Here is a 25,030-nt window from a genome sequence, read left to right as displayed (position 1 = left end):
CCCTATTCTCATATTTAAAAGGACCAACCGATGAAAGTATTAACATTTGGCGAAATGATGCTGCGTTTAAAACCATCAGGGTTTGAACGTATTCAACAAACGAACAACTTCGAGGCGGCTTACGGTGGCGCAGAAGCGAACGTCGCCGTTTCTCTTGCACAATTAGGACATGATTCAGCATTCTTAACTAAACTACCAGATAATCCATTAGGTGAAGCGGCAATCGGTTCATTACGAAAATACGGTGTTGATACTAATTACGTATTACGCGGTGGTCCTCGATTAGGTATGTACTTTTTTGAAAAAGGAAACGGCGCACGCTCAACGGGTGTTGTTTACGATCGTGCGGGAAGTTCAACGGCGACAGCTAAAGCGAGTGAATTTAATTGGGAGACATTATTAAAAGATATTGGTATTTTTTACTTTTCTGGCATTACTCCTTCTATTTCTAAAGAACTAGAAAATGCATTAAAAGCTGCACTCGATTACTGTAAAGCTAAGCAAATAAAAGTAGTTTGTGACTTAAATTATCGTGGAAAAATGTGGAAGCCAGAGCAAGCTCAAAAAGTAATGGCTGAATTAATGCCTTTTGTTGATGTGTGTATCGCTAACGATGAAGACTTTGAGGCTATGTTAGGTATTCGTGCATTTGATGGCGACCTTTCACATGGTATCGATCAAAAACAGGATTTCTTAAAAGGCATGCAGGAAGTCACTAAACGATACCCTAACTGTAAAGTTGTTGCGAGTGTATTACGTAATATCAATTCTGTAGAACAAAGTGATTGGATGGCGATTTTATACCAAAATGAATCTTTCTATGAAACGCCAACACATAACATCAATGTGATGGAAGGCGTTGCCGCTGGCGATGCTTTTGGTGCAGGTTTATTACATGCAATGCTAAACAAACTTGACCCACAAGAAAGCATCGAATTTGCCATTGCTGCCAGTGTACTTAAACTATCAATTAGTGGCGATTACAACTTAGTCACTGAAACTGAAATTCGTGCAGCAATGCAAAAAGGCAGTAACGCACGCCTAAGTAGATAGTTTTAATTGATACCGATAATTTCTTGGTTTCATAGAATAATTTACTCTTGGCTGTAAAAAGAAAACCATGTCTTATATAGACATGGTTTATTTGAGAATCACTTAAGAAAGGACTTATCGAGTGTTTGCGAGCAATCTTTTTTTGCGCTGACTTGGATGCGTAATTGGAATCGCATCTAACAGACGCTTGGTATAATCATTTTGTGGATTAGCGTAGATTTCTTTTACCAACCCTTCTTCCACAATTTTGCCTGCATTCATCACAATGACTCTGTCAGAGATGTGCTTAACTACAGACAAGTCATGAGAAATAAATATCATGGTTAGATTCATTTCTTGTTGCAGGTCGAGTAATAAATTAAGAATTTGTGCTTGAATTGACACATCAAGAGCTGACACGGACTCATCACAAATTAATAATTTAGGCTTAAGTGCAATGGCTCTTGCGATGCCAATACGTTGTCTTTGTCCACCTGAAAACTCGTGCGGATAACGTGTGACAGATTCTGCAGGCAATCCCACTTTTTCAAGTAATTCTTTTACCCATTCTTTTCGCTGTGCAGGTGTTCCTTGCTTATGAATAATAAAAGGTTCTTCTAGAATCATTCCCACAAAATGCCTTTGATTTAAAGACTCTAATGGATCTTGAAAAACGATTTGCATTTCTCTTCTAAGTTGTCGCATTTGCAAAGCATTGCAAGCAGAAATATCTTCTCCTTCAAACAGTATTTTTCCTGCTGTCGGTTCAATTAATCTTAAGATGGTTCTGCCTAACGTACTTTTTCCACAACCTGATTCGCCCACTAATCCCAGCGTTTCTCCTTCTGCAACGGAAAATGAAACATCGTCAACAGCTTTAATTGTGTACCCTTTACGGAAAATGCCTTTACCGGAGATAAAGTGTTGTTTAAGACCTTCGACTTTTAATAGTTCTTGCATTTTATATTCCTAGATCCCCAGTAAATTCAGGAAATTCAGCAGGATCAATCGGTGCTATTTTGATTTTCTGCTTAGGTTCATCATCCATATTTGGCATTAAGCTCAATAAGCGTTTGGTATAAGGATGTTGAGGATTGTCAAAAATAGAAAAAATATCAGCATTTTCAACGACTTTACCGCCGTACATTACTGCAACATCATCACAAATTTCAGCCACAACACCGAGATCATGCGTGATAAATATCATCGCCATCCCAGTTTCATCTTGTAGCTCACGCATTAATTCGAGAATCGAAGCCTGAACCGTTACATCTAATGCTGTGGTTGGCTCGTCACAAATCAAGATATCTGGTTTGCAAGCTAATGCCATGGCAATCATGACACGCTGGCGCATGCCACCAGATAAATTGTGTGCGTATTCAGCAAAGCGCTTTTCTGGCATCGGAATTTTAACTTTACGCAACATTTCAATTGCATGATTTTGTTGTTCTTTTTTGGACAACTCTGGTCGATGCAACTTTAAGACTTCAACAAGTTGACGACCAATCGTATGAACAGGATTTAAGGCTGTCATCGGGTCCTGAAAAATCACTGAAATGCGGTCTCCACGGATCTCGTGCATTTCATTCACAGACAAATTAGTTAAATCCGTGCCTCGAAAGTTAACTGAACCACCAATAACGCGACCATAGGGTTTAGGTAATAACCCCATAATCGACATTGCGGTAACACTTTTTCCCGAGCCCGACTCCCCCACCAAACCAATGGTTTGACCTGCTTTAACGTCAAAGCTAACGCCATGCAAAACTTTTGAGATGCCATCGTCGGTTTGAAATTCAGTTTCTAATCCGCGTACTGAAAGTACAATATCTGCTGACATACTAATAACCTTAAAGCTTGAAGTTTCTGTCAATGAAAGTCACAGGCTCAAAGGCCTTACCGTCTTTCATCGCTGCTAATGTTGCTTTTTTCTCATCAAGGTCGATCCAGAAGTTACTGATTTCTGTAGGGTCAAACATGATATAGGTTTTGCGAGTCATTGCGTTTTTAGGGAACTTGACCCAACGCCAGTAACCTTGGCGATCGTAAGGAACCATATAACCAGGTGCAATAACATGAGCAGCAGTTACCATTGCTTGGATATCTCGTGAAATCTGTTGTTTTTTTGCTAAATCAAACTCTGTTTTATAAGCCATGATCTTCGCATCTAACTCTGGAGAGCTAAAGTTAGTGAAGTTGTTCGTTTGTGCTTTATTTGCATTGTCTGAATGGAAGTATTCCCAATACGCTGGAATTGAACCACTACCCATATTTAAGAACGCAAGTTCATGTTTTTTCTCAAGCATATATTTGAATGATGAAGAGCCATCAACAAGGTTCATGGTGAATTCAAGACCTGCTTTTTTCGCTTGCTCTTTTAAGTAAGCGATACGAGGAGTCCAAGTTTGGTAACCATAAGTCACAGAAAAACTTAAGCGTTTACCTTCACTATTTTGTCGAATGCCATCAGGGCCAATTTGATCGAATCCCGCTTTAGCAAACAGTTTTGCAGCTTTTTCTGGCTCAAATGCAGCTGGTTTTGGTTTTTTAACATCGTAATCACCGTGACCCGTTCCCATTGCGTGTGGTTTACGTGAATAATCGCCACGTAGAACATTTTTAATCATGCCATCATAATCTGTTGCAGAAACGATACCTTCACGAATAATAAGATCAGAAAGCAGTGGCTTAGCAACATTCATCCATAGGCCACCCGCACCTTCTTCTAACTGGTTATATCCCCAAAATTTATGGATATAACCTTTTTGGTATGGTTCAGTATCAGCTTTGTTATGCCATAAATCAGGCAGTATAAGACCAAAAGTATCAAGCAGACCTTTTTCAAAATGTTTACGTGCAATGTCATTATCACGAATAACAGTGAAACTAATTTTTTCTACGTTATAACGATTCTTATTGTAGCGATTGCTATATCCCCACCAATCATCAACGTGTTTAAAGGTGATGCTTTTTCCTTTTTTAATCTTATCAATATAATAAGCAGCCGTTGTTGGCTCTGCTTTAAAGTTATATTTACGGACAAAATTGTCTGACATACCATCTTTATTTTTATCAGTAATAGACTTGAAAAAATGCTTTGGACGAGGTTGAAGACTACCAGTATCAATCATTAAGTTATCACGATCTTTTTTACTTACTGTTTTAACAGCAATGGTGTAATCATCATACTTAACAATAGTATCAAGCTCCGTTGTGTAATATTCATTGTACCAAGGTGCAACAATATCTTTTGAGCGGTAATAAGTAAGAATAAACAAATAATCATCTGCCGTTACCTTTTCACCGTCTGACCATTTAGCTGCAGGATTTAATTTAAAGTAAACGGTTTTATCATCTTTGCCGTACGCCCAAGACGTTGCTAAACCAGGGATCCATTTAAGTGTATTCGGATGGCGAGAAACAAGCGCTGGCGCGTTATCCAACATATAACTACGAAAAGCACCATTAGAGTCTGGACCAACTGTGCGCAATGTTTGAGGAAAGCTTAGGATGTAAGAACGTAGAGTTCCACCTTGTTTCGCTTGCTCAGAAGCAAATAGCGGCTCATTCTGATTTGATATCCAATCCAAGTCCGCTGGTAGCTGCTCTGACGCTGCATTAAAAGTAAACAATGACAAGAGGGAGATAATTGTAATACGTTTCATTCTGTATTCTTCCTTATTTAATATCTAAATATAATTTGAACAACGGGCTAACTTTAATATCACTTACTTTTTGTAAGCCTTTAAATAAAATGAATAAGTTTGATAAAAACTTCCTATAAACATTTAGTTATAATGTCCAAATTTATTGCTTTATTAGGTATATCTTGTGTATTTTTTAGGGTCAAAAGCAGCTCTTACCGCTTCACCGATAAAAGTAACCATAACCAGTACTGAAACAATAGATGTCACTACTGACATCACAATCCATGGCGCATCAAGGTTTGATTTCCCTTGTTGAAGTAACTCTCCCCAACTTGGCGTTGGAGGCATTAAACCTAAACCTAGAAAATCTAGAGCCGTTAATGCTGTAATATTTGAGGCAATAGTGAAAGGTGCCAAAGTCACAATCATTACCATGGTATTAGGTAATATATGTTTGAAAATAATACGAGGTGTTGATGCGCCTAACGCTTTAGCAGACTGCACATATTCTCGCGCAGCCTCTTTATAGGTCATGGTACGCATATACCAAGTGATCCCCATCCAGCTAAAGACCACGTTAATCATGACGAATAAACCAAATGTTGGCTGAACCACAGAGACAAGAATCATGATCACATATAAAAATGGCACCATTGACCAAATCTCTATAAAACGTTGGCTTAGTAAGTCGAATTTCCCACCAAAAAAACCCATAGCACAGCCCATGGAAATACCAATAATATAGGAAAGTACCATGGTCATTAATGCAAATCCCATTGCCGTTCTGAATCCATAGACCAATCGAGCTAACACATCTCGCCCAATGATATCTGTGCCCAAATAATGTTGAGTTGCTGAATCAGGGGCTAATGGTGGATAGCTTGCGCCATTAAAATCTTGTTCATAGGCATTCCAAGGAACAAGTGGCATAACAACATAGTTATCACTGTTTTCTTCTGCTTCAAATTGTTTTTTAAGATCTCTATAATTCACTTCTGCGCTGTAATTTAAGCCAAAATCTTTACCTATATAAACATCAGAAAAAATGGGAAAGTAAGTATTTCCTTGGTAACCAACCATTAACGCTTTGCTATTAATAAATAGTTCTGCAACTAACGAAAGCAACAATAAGGTAACAAGTAAAAGAAAAGACCAATATCCACGTTTAATTTCTTTAAAACGGTTAATTTTTTTTACGGTTAGTGGGTTCAAAGTCATCTCCTTAAGATCCAAATCTAACGCGAGGATCGACGATAGCAACACAGATGTCAGATAATATGTTACCGAGCAGTAGCATCGCGGCATTGATTGCGACAATACCCATTACAACAGGATAATCACGCTCCATAATGGATTCATAACCCAGTAAACCAATCCCGTTAATATCAAAAATAACTTCAATTAAAAATGAGCCTGTCATAAAAAATAATAATGAATTACCAAAATGGCTAGCAACAGGGATCAAGCTATTACGTAATGCGTGTGTTCTCACCGCAGTTTTAAATGGCAAGCCTTTAGCAATGGCTGTTCGGATGTAATCGGAGGACAGGTTTTCCATTAAGTTGTTTTTCATGGTCATGGTTAATGTTGCGAAATCGGCAATCAAATAACAAGTTAGAGGAAGCACGGCATGCCACATAATATCAGCAACTTGTTCCGATACGGTTTCTAAGTCGTCAAAACTATCGCTAACAAATCCGCCCATGGGGAACATTTCAATATTGAAAGCAAACCATGTGATTAAAAGTACACCAACGATATAACCAGGAAGTGCATAACCAACAAAAATTAAAACAGAAGAAACGGAGTCAAACACGGAACCATGCTTAAGTGCTTTAAAGTAACCTAATGGAATAGAAATAAAATAACTGATGAAAAAAGTCATCCCACCATAAAATAAAGAAACAGGTAAACGTTCAGCAATCATATCGGTGACAGGCTCATAATAACGTGTAGATTCACCAAAATCGGCATGAAGCAATTTATTAAGCCATTCTGTATAAGCAGTTAAAACAGGTTTATCTAGTCCATAAAAAGCGTTTAGCTCAGCCATTTGGCTTTCAGATAAAGCCGAGTTACTACCAGCCACCTTATGTGAAACAGTTCTATCCGATTGAGAATTCATTTGCGATAACATTCTTTCGACGGGCCCCCCCGGTACAACACGAGTGATTGCAAAAATCAGAATAGTAATCCCTAAAAAAGTAGGAATAACAAGGGCAAGGCGCCTTAAGAAATAAGCTAACAAAATATTTAATCCTTTTTTGTGAATTCATTTAACTGGTAAATACAATAAAGATAAAATTACATATTTTAATTAATTACAAGAAAATTAACTAAAAATAGAATGAGATTGAAGAGTCCTTTTTTAAGCTACTAGGATTTTTTAAAATCATGATGAAACATACCATAAAATATTGAAGATGAATTAACTTAAGCTCTTTGGAGCTCTCCATGTATTAAGAAGTTTCTAACATTAAACGGATGCTATTGAGAACTACTAAAACGTATAACTATTAACAACTCTATTCGCTTTATATAACTCCGATATAACTTTTTATGCTAATTTGTTAAAGCTTTACTCTTTGAGGCCGTTAAGTATATTAATTAACAGAATCTTAAAATAAAAAACCAAAGCAATTTTTCTAGGAGAAAATGACATGAAAAAAATGATCAAAACAGCTATCGCCACAGCAATCACAGCGTTATCGTTCAATGCACATGCTGAGGGTATCGCGGCATCACCTTTTACTTACCTTGAATATTCAGTAGGGACTGTAGATTATGATTACACAGGAGCAGATGATGGAGATTACTCTGCTTTATCTGGCTCTTTAGAATTACCTATGCTGCTTATACCAATTCTATCAGCTGAGTTAATTGATTTTGATGATTTGGACATTACAAAATTGGGTGCGGGCTCTTATCTCCAATTTGGTGATGCAACACATCTTTATGGTCTTGTTCACTACAATGATTATGATTCTGACTTTTTTGATAATGACTTCTCTTTAACAGTAGGCGTGCGTCATGCTGCTACGGAAAATTTATACATTAATGCAGCAATAACAGAATATACTGATAACGATTTTTTTGATGGAGTTAAATTATCAGTAGGCTACCATTTACATCAAAACTTCTCTGTATCAGCAAATTATGCGGCACTTGACTCTTCTGATGTTCTTTCTATTGGTGCTAGATTAAGCTTTTAACTGTAAAACCAATATACCCCTTACTTAAGCTGAATATATTAGCTTAAGTAAGGGGTTATTATATAAAATTAGGCACCTTTACATTCAATACAATGTTTTAACACCACAAATCAATAGATATTTTCAGCTAACCACCCCACCCAATGAGTACGATAAAGTATTGATCTGAATTTTTATCAAAGTAGTATTAAGCTTACGATTCTAAGAGGCATAATATGAATATTATTTACGATCTTAACTTACAACTAGCTCGACATATGAATTTACACCTAAGCGATATTGCTCTCGCGATCGTTGCAACATGCTTAGTGATTTATGGTAATAATCTTAATAATTATATTAAACGCACCGTTTCATCGTGGATTTTTATCGCGCGCATCTCGGCTTTTATTATGATGTGTACTTTTGGATATGGATTATTAACAGTTTGGCTACAGCCTGTATTAGAGATGCTATTGAAATATATTTCTTTACCTTATTTACCTATCTCAATCGCAGCTATTTTTTGTATGTTGGGTATTTTGGCAGAAAGAAAAAGACAGGTATAAAACAGCTAAAATACGACTTTATTACGCCCATTGTTTTTTGCCACATAAAGATTGTCATCAGCTTGTGCAAATAAGGCATCTGTTGATTGGCCACATGCACTGTAGTTTGAGACGCCAAAACTACAGGTAATGTCTCTCATTAAGAAAAAAGCATCGGCCTCCTGCCCCTCTTGTGAAGAAATTTGAGACTTGTTAATATCAATTGCAGTAACTTGGCTTAAGCCGTAATGCCCTAGATGTAATCTATCTTCAATTGTTTTACGTACACGCTCAGCAACACTAACAGCTTCATCTAAATTGCTATTAGGTAATAATATAAGGAACTCTTCTCCACCAAAACGATAGGCATGATCAGCTGGACGGATGGCTTCTCGAATCAACTGCCCAAATAAGGTTAACGTATCATCGCCAACACTGTGTCCAAAATTGTCATTAACCTCTTTAAACTTATCTAAATCACACATCACTAGTGAAAAGTCCGACACCTGATCATGATAAATTTGCTGTTCAAGACTCGCCAATTTACGCTGTAAATATTCTTTTTTGCGTAAACCGGTTAATAAATCGATAGAAAGGGAGTGGATAGCATTAAGATTTTTTGCAGCTAGATCAAAACGTTCATCAGACATATGCTGATTATGTGAATCCAAGAAGTCGTAATTCATAATATCACGATAAAAAACATCACATTGTTGCTCAAGTGAATTACGATTTTGATCCTGTTCAGAAGGTTTTTTAATAAAGGTTAATAGATTTAAAAAAGCATCGCCAAAGCGATACCCTTTATCTATTTGTAGTGATTCACCTTGATGGTTTAATACCTCCATTGTTACTTCCTTAATCACTATTCATCTCAACTATGGCAGATTATTGTACACGAATGTCTGTAATATTAAGACTTTCTATACATTTCTTGGAAAGAATATCACACCCTCGAAAAACAGACTCTGAAATTTTATAGTCCTATAGAATAGGTAAGACGTTAGGATCACCAGTCAGTTATGAGTTTAAAGATCATGTAGAAAGTTAATATTATCTATTCTTATATTGAGTTGGACAATAAGCTCTTTTAACTTCAGGAGATCTTAATTGAATATGTTTTGTTTTTCGGCCAGCAACTCGAGTACGCCAGATTTTAAAACTACCAGCCTTCATATTTTGACGCATAAATTGCACCACTTTCTTTTCATTTAAACCAAACTGCAACTCAATCGCTTCAAAGGGAGTTCTATCTTCCCAAGCCATTTCGATAATTCGGGATGTCTCGCTGTCTGTTAGTATCATAATCAAAGCCCAATCAATTGAATAATAGTGTAAACAATTAATACGGAGGAGAGCTCATTAGGGTTTAGTTTTTCATCGAGCTAGTCCATATGACACCCTCACAACCCTTTTCATATTAAAGAAGCACAAGAATGAATGTTACAAAAAAACGGCCTGTGTTTGCACACAAGCCGTTTTAGTATTAATAGCAGTAATAGTTTAACTTGTTTTAGTTTTTGTTAATCCATCACTTTAAAGAAGCCGATATCATCTTTTTGTGTTTGAGCTAGCTGCGCTAATTCTGTTGCAGCTTGCAACGCTTGATTAATTGACTGTACATTTTGCTGTACTAAGTCAAAGGCTTCCGTTGTATTTTTCGAGATATCTTCAGTTACACCAGTTTGTTGAACAGATGCAGTTGCTACCATCGCATTAATTTCAGATATTGCTTTAGTTGCTTGAGCGATATCTTCAAAGGCTGCTTTAACTTGATCAGCAAGTACTACAGAGCCTTCAATTAAATCAACATTCTGCGTCATATTGCTGCTAGCTTTTTCTGCTTGCTGTTGTAATTTAAGAATAATATCTTGAATACTAACTGTAGATTGTTGAGTTTTCGATGCCAAGCTACGTACTTCATCAGCCACAACCGCAAAACCACGCCCAGCTTCACCAGCACGAGCCGCTTCAATTGCCGCGTTTAAAGCGAGTAAATTTGTTTGGTCTGAAATACCATTAATAACATCGATAACAGTAACAATTTCAATTGTGAATTTTCTTAGCTCATCAACAATCATCGCAGTTTCTGCAACAGAAATACTAATATCGTTTGTTAATGCGATATTTTTCTCAAGTGTTACTTTCCCGCTTTCAATGTTACTTAAGCTGACTTTAGTTTCATCTTCTGCACTTACCGCTTTACTACTCACTTCTTGTGATGTTGTTGATAGTTCGTAAATCGCCGTTGATATTTGCTCAACTTGTTGTTTTTCACTTTCCATGTTCTTCAAGGTATCGTTCATGACTGCATTTAGCTCTTCAGAGGAAGAGGCAACACTTTCTGATACTTTCAATGAATTACATACAATTTCAGATAATTGATTTGAAAGTGCAACAAGCGAACGATAAATACCAGTATCTTTAGGTGACGGAGTTAATTTATCTCTTAAATCCCCATCAGCCATTTTTTCAATCAACTTAGCAATATCTTCTGGCGCACCACCAACTGGTTTTAATACCAATTTATCCATCACTACAAGCAAAATTAAACATGCGATAATGAAACAAACAAGTCCAATGATTAGAGAGTATAAAAGCTGCGTATTTGCACCTTTAGTAATTTTACTTGTTTCAATAAAAGTAACGTAGCTCCAACCATTAATATCCATTTGCCCCCAGAATGCAGAGACTTCTTCTTTTACTCCATCGATTTCAATTTTGTATGAAAGCTCAGGTGTTTCTGGTGTAAATTGTTCATAACCAGGTCGTAAATCTAACATTTTTTGACCAAGAGCATCTTCATAAGGTGCAATAATAACCGTGCCGTTATCAGTATATACAAATAGATCTTTTCTATCTTTTATATCAACTAAAAAGGTATCTAGCTGAATTGTTGTCATCAATGCCACATTAGCATTTACTTTATAAGCAATGGCAACAAAACGAAGTCCCTTTGACATATAGGTAGAAGATACATAAAAATCCTCATTTCTATCAAAAACGGCTTTATAATAACTACGTCCTTTATAATCTTTCCCAGTATTTGAACCATCTCTTCTGTAAGAAGAGCCGGATTTATCAAATAAATAAACACCATTACTACGTTCTTTAAGAATACCGTATACCGCGCTCATACCCGCTGCATTTTTAGGAGATAATTCTGGAGCACCAACTTCATGTTCTTCTAATTCAATAGAAGACAAGACTAATTTGTAGTTTTCAAATTTTTCTTTAATGCCCGCTTCTAATGTTGCATTTTTTTCACGAAGTATTTCTTTATTTAGATCCATACTTTCTGTTCTAAAAGCCAGAAAGTCTAAAAGAGCAATAGTGACAATAATTGCTGCGACGATGGCGCCAAGAGCAAGAATGACCTGTAGTTTAAATTTTTTCATATTTGAAAATCCTATTAGTTCTTTTCAAGGTATAAACAACGTAATACAACAAAGTGATGAATCTCATGATTATTATAAAGACTTTACGTTATTTACAGCCCCCCAAAACAAAGGGCTTCATTTAATATAGCAAAGATATTAGGAAATTCTAATTAAATAAAAAAAACAACAAAAATTTAATAAAAAGTTCACAAGTAATTGTTTGCAAAATTTCTGTTTTAGTTCAACTAGTTGAAGAAATAGTTCCATTTTAAATAACTTTGATATTGATTAGGGCTGATATATTCTTTATACAACATATCGGAGAAAATACGTCTCAACTTCCTTTGGTGCCGGGGTGCTAAGTGCTTGTTTTGAAAGATGCTGTAATGGTATTTACGTGGTGATGGTAACATAATTGCTAAAAATGCCCCCTCTGCCGCATTTATGTCTGCGGGGCTTTTACCAAAATAGTATTTTGAAGCATGTTTCACACCGTAAATATCAGGACCAAACTCAGCAACATTAAGATATAGCTCTAATATTTCATTTTTAGAAAGGTGTTTTTCTAGCTCTCGCGTCGTAAAAAGTTCTGATAGTTTACGACTAAAACTCTTCGAATTAGATCGCATATATACATTTTTAGAAACTTGTTGTGAAATTGTCGAGGCACCATAACTTAATTCTCGACGCTTTATATTTTCTCCAATTGCACTAATTAACGCATCCCAATTAACCCCTTTGTGTGAGAAAAACTGTCCATCTTCACTCATCACAATGGCATATAAAAGATCACGATTAACATTATCAATACCAACCCATTGGTATTCTTTTAATTTAGTTTTAGACTCTATTTTGCTTTGTACACTCTCTACGGCCACTTCACGCACATGTTGAAATGGCACTTTTTCTAAATCAGGCACTTTACTCAACACGCTGTAAAAATATAAGCATACAAGCAATAACAAAAGCCAAACAAAGGCACCGGTAAGCATTAATGTATTTTTAATCATGCGCCATGGTTTGATCATCATTGAATACAAATGTGGCTTTAATCTTTCTTTTACCGTTGGATTAGTAAAAGTCACTATCGCTTTTTGAGGTTTTTTCATTGAAAGCCTTATTTGGTTCTAATAACTAAAACGAAGTCTTTTATGAGATAAAAGATACTTGTTTACTTTAGTTTTCATTACCTTCTAATTGCATCAATTTAAATGCATTATGCGCAGCTTGCATTTCTTCTATGCTTAAACGTGGTTCACGGCCACTATTTGCATCTTCAATCGCTTGACGTACAACATCGACATCAAAAGTGATGCCAGCATCTTGAACTTGAGAAGCACTCCCAAAAGCAAACATATAGCTCACTTTCTTATCAATGGTATCCAACTCCATTTTTACAGTCTCTTCCGTATTGCACCCAGCTAGCAAAAATGTTGTCGTAAAAATGGTAGTAAAGACTATTTTTTTAATCATGAGGACTTCCGTATATAAAATAAAAGAGAATAGATTATAACGAATTGAAGCAAAGTAAAACAAAGAGCTACCAAAGATAGTGTGAAGCAACTGATAAATATTTATTTTATTAAACACTTACTCAATCTTTCTTATTGTTGTCACACAAAGCGCTAATAACTAATTATAAAAAATGAAATAGAGCTATCTATCTGCTGGATGATTCACACCATCATTAGTCACAACATCACCGAGTTCAAAGGGGTTAACGCCTTCAAGGCAACCAATATTATACCCGTATTCATCAGGGCTAGAACGACGTTGATGATGGGTGTAAATACCGCAGTTAGAGCAAAAATAATGTTTCGCTGTATTAGTATTAAATTGGTAAAGTTTAAGAAAACTTTCGCCTTCAACAATCCGAATACCATCTAATGCAACGGAGGCAACTATCGCACCTTTGCGTTTACAGATAGAGCAGTCGCAACGTCTAGGGTTTTCAATGCCATTAGGTAATGTTAATTCCAGTTTTACCGCGCCACAATGACACGTCGCTAAGTGCTTTTCTTGAATCTGAGCAGTACCGACAGATTTGATCATTAAGTTCACTCCTTGATTTATAATCTAGCTATTTGCTGCTTGCTTAAAAATACTCAAATAAATTATTAGCATTTTTTTATTAAGGTAAATCCAGACATGTAAATGAATCTGTTTGTATGGCTCCACCTTGATCGATTTTATAAACTAATATGCGTTCACCGCATTCCATATCCCAAGGTTTACAATAATTATAACTAATAGAACAAGTTCCATTGATACAGCCCGCACTCAGAGTCGTAGCAGTATGGCTCATGCTATCTCCGACCATTTTGGCAAATAACTTTCCAACATTTCGCTCTTCTTCATTGCTACAAGCAAAATTTTCATCTGTAATTTGCACATTAGATACAGCAATAAACTGAGATAGTTGAGTTGAGCTTGTATTCTCGTAATGAACATCAGCATAAAAGTCGATAAACTTTGAATACCAACCAATAAAGAAAAACAATGTTGAGAGCACAATAATAATAAGTATATTTTTCAAGGACGTTACCTATCTCGTTGTTGGCTTGATGAATACGTTAAAGCGTAAATAGATTTTAAAATACTATTAATAGGCATACCTTTCAAAAAGTTAAGAAGTTAGGCATCTTTTCCATAGTATTCATAATTTTCTTGTAATTTAAATGTTTTCGCTAATATAGGTTGTATTTCTTTCAACCAGGTTAGTGATTTTTCAGAGTGCCTTGTGTGCGCAATGATAACAACTGTCTTTCCAATGTCAGATTTAACAGCCAAACCTACATAACCAGTACCTTTAGCTGGCTCCATTTCATATAACTCAAGAATGATGGCTTCAGAACACTTTGCCGAGATGCTTCTATTATTTTTGATGCAGCCGAAAAGGTTAAGCTGATCATTTCGCCAAGCAACGAATTTATTTTTGTAAAATTCGTTATATTGTTGCTTTACTTCAATAGGTGCTTGCTCTTCTAACGGAATATCCGCTTCAACATCAATTGGTTTATTTATTACAATCCATTCGTTCATGATATTACACTCAATGTTTTTTTAATCGATATTTAGTGGTTAGGTATTGTTAGCAACACGCTCCATGTACACAAACTGGGCGTCTTCAGCTACGACTTGAAAACCAAATCGTCGATATAAACTCCCCACTCGACTGCCTTGCAAATAGCATAATTTCACTGGCTTTTGTTGCTCATCAGCCAATACTAAGCATTGATTTAAGATTTGACTGCCAATACCTTTACCGTGAAAGGCTGGTAATAAAAAGAACCTGCAAAAATAGAAATGCTCACCTTTATCTTGAAGTAAATAACAGCCTACTGCTTCTTCTGATATTTCAATGACTTTGGGGCGATCTTCATTCCATTCATTTTCATGCATATTGCGTTGGAATTTTTCATCCCAACCAAAAACAGATTTAATAAGATCAAATTCGGCTGCTTTTTTGAGTTCGAATAAAAATTCAAAATCACTACTTTGCGCTAAGCGAGTGGAAAATCTCAAACTAGCCTTCTAATAGCAATAAACATCTATTCTACGCCACAGCCTTTCAAAATAATTTGAGTGAGTAACTCAATCCCTTGTGCATAATCTTCATCATCAAGGCATTCTTTTTTCATTAAGATGCCCATTTGTAAACCGTGATCGGCATAAGCTTGGGTTGTTGACCAAAGCATAAACATTAAATGTTCAGGATTTGCTTGATCGATCCATTTTTTATCCATCCAACTGCGGAAAACGTCGCAAGTACGATCAAACTGATCTTTTAATTCAGCTTCTAAGGGTGCACGTAGAAAGTGTGCACCGTGAAGAATATCTGCAGCAAAGATGCGGGAAGCATTTGGGTTTTCTCTAGCTTGGTTAACTTTAGTGGAAATATAACTTCTTAAAGCATCTTTAGGGTGCATATCAGCAGTCATTTCATTCATGTTTTCCATCCAAATGGTTAACAAACGATTAATGACCGCTTTATAAAGCCCCTCTTTGGTTTTGAAGTAATAAAGCACATTCGCCTTAGGCAGACCAACGGCTTCTGCAATGGAAGCCACTGTCGTACCACGAAATCCTTGTTCAGCAAACATATCTTCTGCTGCATCAAGAATTTGCTGTAAGTTATCTTCGCGTATTTCGGTTAATTTACGACGAGGCTGTTCGCTTTCTTTTGCTATTTTTTTATTTTCTTTTGGGGCGGCTTTCTTCGCTATTTTTGGCATAAACAAGACGTCTCTTAATTAAAATAATTTTATTTAGATACACTGATTTAAAAACATTTAACAAATTTTAGGCTTTAAGGCACGCACCATTATAGCCAGTTAATTAACAAAAATGCTTACGATACGTTTTCAAACTGCTCTAACCATTTGTTTAATGTACCATTTAATAAGAGTTTGTCTTCAGAACTTAATGATTTAATTAATTCATCTAATACTGAGACATGTACTTCTATCGCTTCATCTATTAACGTACGCCCCTGATCTGTTAACGCAACGGTAACGCTACGGCGATCTTCTTCACTATGACAACGACTCACTAGACCTTTGTCTGCAAGCTTATCTAAGCGGTTAGTCATTGCGCCCGAGGTTAATAATAACGCCTCTGTAAGCTCCGAAGGTGTTAAGGAAGATTTATTTGCCGCCCTTCTTAATGCAGCGAGCACATCGAATTCCCCCAAAGTAAGCGAAAAACTTTTATGGCATTGAGTTATGTGGGTTTCTATATGTTTACTAATACGCAATAAACGACCGATTAATGCCATTGGCGTTGTGTCTAAATGTGGTTTTTCTTTTTGCCATTGCTCAACCACTAGATCTAATTTGTCCAAAAAAAGCCTCTTTCTATTTTTTATAACCCTAGGGTTTAAATATATCTTAATACAAAGATACTTTACAAGAAGAAAAAACAAGTGCAGAATCCACTACCTTCACATAAAGATACTTCACAAGAAACAAATTTATTAACCACTTATACTATTCGTAAAAGATTAGAGATACAAACATGAATATATTATTAGCAATGGTTGCCACCTTTTTCTGGGGCACAACCTATGCCGTAACTCAATACACATTAGAAGGTTGGCCGCCATTATTATTGGGTGCCATTCGTGCTTTACCTGCTGGTTTAATTTTATTAGCCATTAAGCCAAGTTTACCGAAAGGCTATGATTGGGTTGTATTATTGCGTTTGGGGGCGATTAATATTGCACTATTTTTTGGTTTATTATTTATTATGGCGCAAACATTACCTGCAGCAATTTCAGCAATGGGAATGATTTATGTTCCCGTTTTTGCTATGTTTTTCCATTGGTTAGTGCTTAGGAAGGCACCTTCTAAGTTACAATTATTTTCAGCTTTATTATTAATGGTTTTGGCTTGGCAGTTGTTTGATCCACAAAAAGTTCCTTTGAACGGTGTTGGTTTAGTCGCAATGATAACTGCCATTGGTTGTATTATCATTGGAAGCAATCTAACCCAGTCACTCAGCAACCGTATCGACTGGTGGACGGTATTAACTTGGCAGCTTATTTTAGGTGGTGCTTTGTTAACTATTTTGGCAAGCTTGCAAGCAACGGCTTACCCAGAACAATACGTTAATTCGTTAACTAATCTTAACATGCTCAATATTACTGGCTTGTTATGGTTACTCTCACTTAATACAGCGATTGCTTATGGTTTATATGTTTGGTTATTACGACGAATGACAGTGGTTGAATTTACTTTTGCAGGCGTGACAAACCCAATTGCAGGTGTTTTATCTGGGCTTGTATTAATGGGAGAATCTTTTAATGCGGAACAATATACGTTAATGGCTGCAATTATTTTAACTTCGTTAATATCACCTTTAGTGGGTAATTATCAAAAGAATCGAACCAATAAAAAAGCGAATAAGGCAGTGAATACACCAACACCTTCGCTTGCAGATTAACTTTTACAAATTAACTAAAGCAAAAATCGGGCGTGGTTATTAAAATCACGCCTAATTGATTAAACAGTTAATTAAAAACTAACTGTATTTAATTGCCATCTTCTTAATCATTTCTACTAAACAATCGAGTGCAACACCTACATCGCTTTCGATCACTTGCTCTCTTGGGTGATGGCTAATGCCTTTTTCACAACGTACAAATAACATACCGATATCAGTGATGTTAGTCATTACCATGGCATCATGTCCTGCACCACTGGCAAGGTAAAAAGCAGCTTTTCCTGTTTCCGCTTCAACCACTTCACCCCATAATTGCTGTAAGGTTTCATCACAAGGTACTGCTGTTGCTTTGTAGAGCTGCTCACTTTCAATGCTTAAGTTTCTGCGTTTAGCAATTGCATCTAATTGTGCTAATAATTCAAGCGTACTGGATTCCAACACATCTTGCTTTAAACTTCGAATATCCAATGTAAAAGTTGTTTCACCGGGGATCACATTCACAGCACTTGGTTTGACATCGCACTTACCGACAGTTGCTACAACATCGTGTTGCATAGCATAGGTTTCAATAGCTAAAATCATTTCAGCCGCACCGCAAAGTGCATCTTGCCGCATATCACTTGGAACGGTTCCGGCGTGTCCCGCCATACCACGCAATGTAAATTGATAACGCTTAGCGCCAGCAATACCAGTAACCACTCCGACAGCAAGATCTCGTTCTTCTAACACAGGACCTTGTTCAATATGCACTTCTAAATACGCTAACGTATCTTGCTTAGTACGCGCATCATTGCCAACTTCATCTGGTGATAATCCAAAATTCGTTAACGCTTCACCCATGGTAATTTGGTCTTTATCTTTAACCGCTAACCAATCCTGTTGGAAACAACCAGCAACACTACTGGAACCAATTAACGTGGTATTAAAACGTGTTCCTTCTTCATCGGCAAAGGCAACCACATCCACATGAAAAGGCAAATCAACATCCGCTAAAACATTTAAGGCTTCTAGGCCAATTAATACCCCTAAATTGCCATCATATTTACCTGCGTTACTCACGGTATCACTATGTGATCCGATGATCAGTGTCGGTCGTGTAGGATTTTTTGAAAGCTTACGCCCCCATTGATTTCCCACGCTATCTTGCCAAGTCTCAAGCCCAGCTTGTTGCATCCACACACCTAATTGTTGATGTGCTTGTTTATGTTCTGGTGTTAAATAAGCACGCAACAATCCACCTTGCATGGCGGTAAACTCAGCCATTCGGTCACACTGTTGCATTACTTTTTTAGCGGGCGCTTGCTTATTTTTTTGCATATTGTTTTGTATATTAGACAAAGCCATTTACCCCCTATCTGTTACTTGATGCATATTAACTTTCATATTAATTAGCGTAATGTGTCATCGCAGCTAACACCGCTTGGCCTGGATTAATCTTCGCTTTATATTTTAATAACAAGGCTTCTAATGACACTAACGTTGTTAATACACATTCTTGACGCGCGTTATAACCCATCGTACCAATACGCCAAATTTTTCCGTGTAGTGGACCAAATGAAGTGCCAATTTCAATACCAAAACGATGTAATAACTCCATACGTAATTTATCACCATCCAAACCAGCTGGAATATAAACACCTACCACGTTATTCATCTTGTATTGTTGATCACCAAACAAAGTTAATCCCATTGCTTTCAGACCATCCGCCATGGCATCACCGGCTTGCTTATGACGAGCCACAACATTATCAGCCCCTTCTTCTAAGAATAAGCGTGCGCATTCACGGGCTGCATATAACATGCTTGTAGATTCGGTATGATGGTTTAAACGTTCAGGTCCCCAATAATCCATGATCATCGCTAAATCAAAATAGTTAGATTGGATCATCGTTTCTGCACCAGCGGTGTGATGATCAGCACGGATACCTGCTTCAATATGTTTACGGCGATTAATCACTTCTGCGCAACGGTCACTTAATGTAATTGGCGCGCTACCTGATGGGCCGCCTAAACATTTTTGTAAACCAACAGAAACTGCATCAAGATGCCATTCATCTGCTTTTAATTCATTACCCGCAATCGACGCTGTTGCATCACAGTAAAATAGAATGTCGTTACGTTTACAAATCTCACCAATCTCTTTTAGCGGTTGGTTCATTGTGGTTGAAGTATCACCCTGTACCGTTGCTAATAATTTTGGTTGGAATGTTTTAATTGCTTCTTCTACTTGCTCTGGCGTACATACTTTGCCCCATTCAACATCAATGGTTTTTACAACACCGCCCACACGCTGAACAATTTCACAAAGCAAATGACCAAAACGCCCCATTACAGGAATCAATACTTTATCACCCGGTTTTAAAATCGACACCAACACCGCTTCAATACCTGAACGCGCAGTACCATTCACTAATAATGTTTGTTGGTTATTGGTTTCAAATACACCACGATATAGGGATTGAACTTGATTCATATAACCCGTCATCACAGGATCGTACTGACCTACTAATGCAGATGAAATCGCTTGGTGTACACGCGGATAAGCATTGATTGGACCCGGTCCCATTAATAAACGCTGTGGAGGATTAAGGGTTTCGAAAAGGTTTGTGCTACTCATAAATATCTCCAATTAAACTGCTTCCATCACTACGGGGATCACTGGTTGCTGATGTTTTGCCTTGTTGATCAAGTACAATTGCACCTGCGTGCCCCATTAATTCGTTATTATCTTCTACAAAAGTTACGTCATGCCCAAGCTCAATAAGTTGCTTTGCACTTTGCTCATAAAGGCTTTGTTCTAAACGCAAATTATTGGTGGTGTCGCCCCACGTTCGTCCTAATAACCAACGCGGTTTAGCAACCGCTTCTTTTAAACTATCGCCTTGATATAAATAGCGACTGAATAAACAAGCTTGTGTTTGTGGCTGTCCTTCTCCGCCCATGGTGCCGTAGACCATCCGACGTCCATCTCGTAATTCAGCATAAGCAGGATTGAGCGTATGAAACGGCTTTTTACCCGGCGCTAAAACATTATGATGGTTAGCATCAAGGTTGAAACTTTGGCCACGGATATTCCATAAAATCCCCGTACTTGGTAATACAACGCCAGAGCCAAATTCCCAGTAAATGCTTTGAATAAAACTCACCATAGTGCCGTATTGATCCGTTGCGCCCATCCAAACGGTGTCGCCCACTTTAGCTTGATGTGGCCAAGGAAGCGCTTTATCTAAGGTAATATTACTCACACATTGTTGGATTTTTTGGTCGCTCAAACAATCTTGTAAGGGTTGTTTTAAATATGCTTCATCGGTAATCAATTGATCACGAATGATAAATGCTTGTTTGGTGGCCTCCACCAGCAAATGCATATGATCGAGTTCGTTGTCGGCTTGTTCAACTAATTGATCATAAATTGCTAGAATCAACAATGAAGCTAAACCCTGTGTAGGCGCTCCAAAGTTATAGAGCTGACCTTTTGAGATTGAAACCGTTAATGGCTCAACCACTTTTGCTTGATGAGCATGAAAGTCAGCCAATGTAATTGGGCTACCCGCTTCCGCTAATTCTTTTGCGGCTTTTTGTGCTATTTCACCACGATAAAAGTCATCTAATCCTGCTTCAGCTAAACGCTTAAATGTCGAAGCTAAAGCAGTATTAACGACTTTATCACCCACTTTTAATGTACTTGAATTAGGTAAATAAAGATCAGAAAAAGCATTAGATGATTGCAAACGTTGTAATGTTTTTTCACTGGCATTGACTAAACTTTGTGTGACTTCAATACCTTGCTCAGCTGCATCAATCGCAGGTTGTAATAATTCGCTGAGGCTGAATTTTCCAGCATTGATTTGTAATGCTTTTTCCCAACCAGAGATAGTACCCGCCATGGTAATGGCTGATTCACCGCCACTTTCAGGTAACGTATCGCCATTCGCACGATAAGCATCAACATCAATCGATAGACTTGCAGCTCCGCAAGCATCAATAGCCACAGGCTTTTTACCCGCTTCACAAATCAACCAAAACCCATCACCACCAATACTGTTCATATGCGGATATTGCACAGCGATCATGGCAGCAGCTGCCACCATGGCTTCACTTGCCGTTCCACCAGCATCTAATACTGATTGGCCTGCTTGTGTTGCTTTATGGTGAGATGAAGTAAATGCTGTTTGCGTTTTCATATCAGGCTTCATGACAGACCACCTTCAATTAAGTATTTTGCAGTTTCAAAAAGGTCATTCTCTGACTCAGGTAAGCCTAATAAAGAAATACCACAAGGGCCTTCTTGCAAACCAGACATAGGTAAATGTAATTGTGGAAAACCACTTAAACCCGCAACACTAGTTAACCCCATTAAATCAGAACGATATTGATCTAGCTCTTCACCCGCTAAGGTTAAACTTGGAGGACCAGAAGGCGTAGTGGGCACTAACCATAAACCATCTTGTTGTTTGAACCTTTTACATAATTGTTTATGAAAATGCTCTTGGTTTTGTTTCGCTTGGTTATATTGTTCGATGGTAATATCACGAGACCATAATACGCGCAGGTAAATACTCGGATCCAAAGTGTGTCCATGTTCAGCTAACCATTGGTCATGTTCTTGGATAATTTCATAACCTTGAATAGTGCGGAACAATAAACTTAAGACATCTAAGTTAAGACCATTTTCAGCAAGAAAATCACTCTCTAATAAAACCAGACCCGCACCTTTACAACAAGCTTTTAATCGTTTTAAACGCGGCTCACTAAGATGTGCAGCTAAACTTTTATCAAGATACAAAATTTTAGCAGCCGTGCCCTTAGACTCAGTTGTATTGAGTGTATTGAACACCTTTTCCATTAACAAAATATCGCGAGTGAAAATACCCGCAGTATCAAAACTTTCTGCTAATTGAAAACAGTCCTTTAAGTCGAACTGATTGAGAGTGGGTCTTAAACCATATAAACCACAATAACTTGCAGGCACACGCACTGACCCCCCCGTATCGGTACCAATTGAAAAGTCAGCCTCTTTATTAGCAACGGCAACTGCGCTACCACTAGATGAGCCACCAGGCAAACAATTAGGCGCAATAGGATTAACAGGCGTACCGTAATGGATATTTTGACCGTTCAAACTGTAAGCTAACTCATCGGTTTGTACGCGACCAACACACTTTGCCCCACTCAATAACAATGATTGAATAACCGGCGAAGTATTAACCGCGGCCTTATGAGTATCCAACCAAGTAGGATTGCCCGCACCGGTTTTATAACCCGCCACATCAAACAAGTCTTTAAACACAAAAGAGTAACCCGATAAATCACCATCTTTAATAAGCACTAAAGATTGTGGCCCTTGTTCGCAGTAGATGCGTTTATCTAACGATACTAATTCATTCATAGCCTAAAACCTTATTTCTCGCTTGCTGCTAATTTTTCGTTATCTTCTTTTTGTTTTACGTAACGGTTCGCTAGCATAGCGCAATAGAAAAGCTGAATTGGGTGATAAAGCATAATAGGTAATAACAACATACCTAATCTTGGATCACCTGCAAAAATCACTTTAGCCATTGGAATCCCTGCAGCGAGTGTTTTTTTAGTGCCACAGAAAACCGCGGTGACTTCATCTGCTAACTCAAAACCACAACGGCGTGCACCCCACTGAATTCCATGTACCATGAATAACAAAATGAATAGGCAAAGTGCGAAAGAAATAGCTAATAATTCGATTGAGAATTCAGACCAAATACCGTTTGAAACAGAGTCAGAAAACGCATTGTAAACAATCAATAAAATCACGTATTTATCGACTTTTCCAACCATTGATTTATGTTTTTCAGCAAAGGTTAATAAGTAAGGTCTCGCTAACTGCCCTAAAATCATTGGTAATAAAAGCAGTTTTGCAATTGAAATAACAGATGCCATTAAATCAAGCTCAACACCTTCAAACCCCATAAATAGTTGAATGAGTAACGGCGTAATGAAAATCCCTAAAATACTTGAAAGCGACGCATTAAAAATCGCAGCAGGTACATTACCTTTACCTACACTGGTCATAGCCACCGATGATGAAATCGTACTTGGTAGAGCAAATAAATAACAAAAACCAAAAGCCAGTGCAGCAGGCATATAAGCTAAGAAGGTTTCACCAAAGATCACCCAAATTAAAGGGTAAAAGAGGAAAGTCGCTAATTGAATATAAATATGTAAACGCCAGTTACTAATGCCTTCTTTAATTTTTTTAGGCGACAAACCTAAACCGTGTAAAAAGAACACCAACGCAACACCTATCCCAGTTAATAGGTCAAGATGGATCCAACCTCCAGAACGGCCCACACTCGGCGTTAATACCGCTAAAAGAATAGCGACAACCATGCCGACTAAAAACCATTCTTTCTTTAATTTATTCACTATATTCATAAAATTACACTTACTTCTAATAAAATTGAGGTTGATTGATGATTAACAATTAACTATTCCAACTCATCGAGTCGAGAATAACTAGCACTGATTTTTCCACTAACTTTTACTGCTTCACTATTTAAAAATTGATAAGTTTGATTCGATAAATAAGAAATCAAACTCATAGGTACTGCATAACTGTCTAAAGACACTTGATTACTCATATAACACACTAAAAAATGTGATACTTTTTGAGCATACTTTTGTCCAGACTGATCACTGATTAATAAACAATTATGTTCAGAGAGCAAATCGATGATCTTGGAGAAATTAGTAACCCTTCGGCGAATACCAATAACGATAATAAAATCATCTTCTTCAATAGAAGCGAGATCTTCGCCAATGGTTTGCCCGGGTAAAGGTAATAAATCGACCCCTCCGCGACATTGCATCAGTTGCTGTCTAAAATGCATAGCTAAAGGGTAACTATTACGGTAACCAATGATTTTAATGCGCTTAGCATTTGCAATTCTGTTAATTAATGGCTTTAAATCCATTTCATTGAGTTGCGCCCATAACTGCTCTAATGAGCGCATTTCTTCCTGTAAACCCGATCCTTCGAGAGCATCCATTAATAATGGTTCTCCTTGATCTCGAGCCTTCAGTAATTCAGTTCTTAATTCGGCATGATCTTCATAACCTAATGAACGAATAAAACGACTTACAGTCGTTTTAGATACTGAGCAAGCCTCAGCAATTTCATTGGTCGATAATATTAAGACTTTATCAGGATGTGCCTGTAAGTAGTCCGCTAAACAACGGTTACTTTTTGTAAAAGTAGGATAATGTTTAGTAATTCGCTCGCTTAGCGGGTTATTCGTTCTTGTCATTAAGCACTC

At 37.3% G+C, this 25,030-nt stretch carries 26 protein-coding genes; 4 read left to right on the top strand and 22 right to left on the bottom strand.

The features are described from left to right. Nucleotides 1-30 precede the first annotated feature (30 nt). The gene (locus E2R67_RS12795) at nucleotides 31-1,053 is read left to right on the top strand and encodes a sugar kinase (protein WP_134291348.1); all 1,023 of its coding nucleotides are present in this window, start codon (nucleotides 31-33) and stop codon (nucleotides 1,051-1,053) included. Nucleotides 1,054-1,167: 114 nt separating this feature from the next. Here the strand turns inward: E2R67_RS12795 and E2R67_RS12790 are convergent, their stop codons facing one another. From E2R67_RS12790 to E2R67_RS12770, 5 genes are all read right to left on the bottom strand, one after another. Further along, nucleotides 1,168-1,992: an ABC transporter ATP-binding protein gene (locus E2R67_RS12790; protein ID WP_134291347.1), complete on the bottom strand. Its 825-nt coding sequence runs from the start codon at nucleotides 1,990-1,992 to the stop codon at nucleotides 1,168-1,170. Nucleotide 1,993: 1 nt separating this feature from the next. After that, on the bottom strand, nucleotides 1,994-2,872 hold the full coding sequence (locus E2R67_RS12785) for an ABC transporter ATP-binding protein (RefSeq protein ID WP_134291346.1): 879 nt from the start codon (nucleotides 2,870-2,872) through the stop codon (nucleotides 1,994-1,996). A 10-nt stretch (nucleotides 2,873-2,882) separates the two neighbouring features. After that, nucleotides 2,883-4,697 (bottom strand): extracellular solute-binding protein, encoded by a 1,815-nt coding sequence (locus E2R67_RS12780; protein WP_134291345.1) that lies wholly within the window; start codon nucleotides 4,695-4,697, stop codon nucleotides 2,883-2,885. A 153-nt stretch (nucleotides 4,698-4,850) separates the two neighbouring features. Next, the gene (locus E2R67_RS12775) at nucleotides 4,851-5,891 is read right to left on the bottom strand and encodes an ABC transporter permease (RefSeq protein ID WP_208379531.1); all 1,041 of its coding nucleotides are present in this window, start codon (nucleotides 5,889-5,891) and stop codon (nucleotides 4,851-4,853) included. 10 nt (nucleotides 5,892-5,901) lie between these two features. Further along, nucleotides 5,902-6,927 carry an ABC transporter permease subunit gene (locus tag E2R67_RS12770; protein ID WP_134291343.1) on the bottom strand — a complete coding sequence of 342 codons (1,026 nt, stop codon included), beginning with the start codon at nucleotides 6,925-6,927 and terminating at the stop codon, nucleotides 5,902-5,904. 412 nt (nucleotides 6,928-7,339) lie between these two features. Here E2R67_RS12770 and E2R67_RS12765 point away from each other — a divergent pair, with 412 nt between their 5' ends. Both E2R67_RS12765 and E2R67_RS12760 read left to right on the top strand, forming a co-directional pair. Next, nucleotides 7,340-7,891 carry a dCTP deaminase/dUTPase family protein gene (locus E2R67_RS12765; protein WP_134291342.1) on the top strand — a complete coding sequence of 184 codons (552 nt, stop codon included), beginning with the start codon at nucleotides 7,340-7,342 and terminating at the stop codon, nucleotides 7,889-7,891. A 215-nt stretch (nucleotides 7,892-8,106) separates the two neighbouring features. Continuing rightward, nucleotides 8,107-8,439, top strand: a complete 333-nt coding sequence (locus tag E2R67_RS12760; RefSeq protein ID WP_134291341.1) for a DUF3392 family protein — start codon at nucleotides 8,107-8,109, stop codon at nucleotides 8,437-8,439. A 5-nt stretch (nucleotides 8,440-8,444) separates the two neighbouring features. Here the strand turns inward: E2R67_RS12760 and E2R67_RS12755 are convergent, their stop codons facing one another. From E2R67_RS12755 to E2R67_RS12705, 11 genes are all read right to left on the bottom strand, one after another. Then, nucleotides 8,445-9,266 (bottom strand): GGDEF domain-containing protein, encoded by an 822-nt coding sequence (locus E2R67_RS12755; protein ID WP_134291340.1) that lies wholly within the window; start codon nucleotides 9,264-9,266, stop codon nucleotides 8,445-8,447. Between the two features lie 205 nt (nucleotides 9,267-9,471). After that, entirely contained in the window at nucleotides 9,472-9,723 is a 252-nt protein-coding gene (locus E2R67_RS12750; RefSeq protein WP_134291339.1) for a TIGR03643 family protein, read from the bottom strand. A gap of 218 nt (nucleotides 9,724-9,941) precedes the next feature. Then, nucleotides 9,942-11,816, bottom strand: a complete 1,875-nt coding sequence (locus E2R67_RS12745) for a methyl-accepting chemotaxis protein (protein ID WP_134291338.1) — start codon at nucleotides 11,814-11,816, stop codon at nucleotides 9,942-9,944. Between the two features lie 227 nt (nucleotides 11,817-12,043). Further along, nucleotides 12,044-12,907: a biosynthetic peptidoglycan transglycosylase gene (locus tag E2R67_RS12740; protein ID WP_134291337.1), complete on the bottom strand. Its 864-nt coding sequence runs from the start codon at nucleotides 12,905-12,907 to the stop codon at nucleotides 12,044-12,046. A 67-nt stretch (nucleotides 12,908-12,974) separates the two neighbouring features. Further along, the gene (locus E2R67_RS12735; RefSeq protein WP_134291336.1) at nucleotides 12,975-13,271 is read right to left on the bottom strand and encodes an FKBP-type peptidyl-prolyl cis-trans isomerase N-terminal domain-containing protein; all 297 of its coding nucleotides are present in this window, start codon (nucleotides 13,269-13,271) and stop codon (nucleotides 12,975-12,977) included. 183 nt (nucleotides 13,272-13,454) lie between these two features. Then, entirely contained in the window at nucleotides 13,455-13,850 is a 396-nt protein-coding gene (locus E2R67_RS12730; protein ID WP_134291335.1) for a GFA family protein, read from the bottom strand. Between the two features lie 79 nt (nucleotides 13,851-13,929). Continuing rightward, entirely contained in the window at nucleotides 13,930-14,334 is a 405-nt protein-coding gene (locus E2R67_RS12725; protein WP_134291334.1) for a hypothetical protein, read from the bottom strand. 98 nt (nucleotides 14,335-14,432) lie between these two features. Further along, nucleotides 14,433-14,840 carry a hypothetical protein gene (locus E2R67_RS12720; protein WP_134291333.1) on the bottom strand — a complete coding sequence of 136 codons (408 nt, stop codon included), beginning with the start codon at nucleotides 14,838-14,840 and terminating at the stop codon, nucleotides 14,433-14,435. A 39-nt stretch (nucleotides 14,841-14,879) separates the two neighbouring features. Further along, a complete protein-coding gene (locus E2R67_RS12715; RefSeq protein WP_134291332.1) occupies nucleotides 14,880-15,323 on the bottom strand; it encodes a GNAT family N-acetyltransferase in 444 nt (147 codons plus the stop codon). Between the two features lie 26 nt (nucleotides 15,324-15,349). Further along, nucleotides 15,350-16,033, bottom strand: coding sequence for a TetR/AcrR family transcriptional regulator (locus tag E2R67_RS12710; protein ID WP_208379530.1), 684 nt, complete (start codon nucleotides 16,031-16,033; stop codon nucleotides 15,350-15,352). A 116-nt stretch (nucleotides 16,034-16,149) separates the two neighbouring features. Next, the gene (locus tag E2R67_RS12705) at nucleotides 16,150-16,641 is read right to left on the bottom strand and encodes a MarR family winged helix-turn-helix transcriptional regulator (RefSeq protein WP_134291331.1); all 492 of its coding nucleotides are present in this window, start codon (nucleotides 16,639-16,641) and stop codon (nucleotides 16,150-16,152) included. Between the two features lie 173 nt (nucleotides 16,642-16,814). Here E2R67_RS12705 and E2R67_RS12700 point away from each other — a divergent pair, with 173 nt between their 5' ends. After that, nucleotides 16,815-17,741: a DMT family transporter gene (locus E2R67_RS12700; RefSeq protein ID WP_134291330.1), complete on the top strand. Its 927-nt coding sequence runs from the start codon at nucleotides 16,815-16,817 to the stop codon at nucleotides 17,739-17,741. 78 nt (nucleotides 17,742-17,819) lie between these two features. On the opposite strand, the gene E2R67_RS12695 is transcribed toward E2R67_RS12700, so the two are convergent. The 6 genes from E2R67_RS12695 to E2R67_RS12670 are packed head-to-tail and all read right to left on the bottom strand — an operon-like array spanning nucleotide 17,820 to nucleotide 25,021. Then, nucleotides 17,820-19,085 (bottom strand): allantoate amidohydrolase, encoded by a 1,266-nt coding sequence (locus E2R67_RS12695; protein ID WP_243837019.1) that lies wholly within the window; start codon nucleotides 19,083-19,085, stop codon nucleotides 17,820-17,822. Nucleotides 19,086-19,125: 40 nt separating this feature from the next. Beyond that, a complete protein-coding gene (gene pucG / locus E2R67_RS12690; protein ID WP_134291329.1) occupies nucleotides 19,126-20,358 on the bottom strand; it encodes a pyridoxal-phosphate-dependent aminotransferase family protein in 1,233 nt (410 codons plus the stop codon). Next, complete coding sequence (locus E2R67_RS12685; protein WP_243837018.1) at nucleotides 20,351-21,937, bottom strand: gamma-glutamyltransferase family protein; 1,587 nt, start codon at nucleotides 21,935-21,937, stop codon at nucleotides 20,351-20,353. The genes pucG and E2R67_RS12685 overlap by 8 nt, the downstream gene beginning before the upstream one ends. Continuing rightward, on the bottom strand, nucleotides 21,934-23,130 hold the full coding sequence (locus E2R67_RS12680; protein WP_134291328.1) for an amidase: 1,197 nt from the start codon (nucleotides 23,128-23,130) through the stop codon (nucleotides 21,934-21,936). The genes E2R67_RS12685 and E2R67_RS12680 overlap by 4 nt, the downstream gene beginning before the upstream one ends. Before the next feature lie 11 nt (nucleotides 23,131-23,141). Beyond that, nucleotides 23,142-24,149: a bile acid:sodium symporter family protein gene (locus E2R67_RS12675; RefSeq protein ID WP_134291327.1), complete on the bottom strand. Its 1,008-nt coding sequence runs from the start codon at nucleotides 24,147-24,149 to the stop codon at nucleotides 23,142-23,144. A gap of 53 nt (nucleotides 24,150-24,202) precedes the next feature. Then, nucleotides 24,203-25,021: a MurR/RpiR family transcriptional regulator gene (locus tag E2R67_RS12670; RefSeq protein ID WP_134291326.1), complete on the bottom strand. Its 819-nt coding sequence runs from the start codon at nucleotides 25,019-25,021 to the stop codon at nucleotides 24,203-24,205. Nucleotides 25,022-25,030: the final 9 nt, after the last annotated feature.

Source organism: Psychromonas algicola (assembly GCF_004378355.1).
Taxonomy (GTDB): Bacteria; Pseudomonadota; Gammaproteobacteria; order Enterobacterales; family Psychromonadaceae; genus Psychromonas.
Note: the sequence above shows the minus strand (reverse complement) of the source record. Positions and strands in the feature narration are given on the sequence as shown.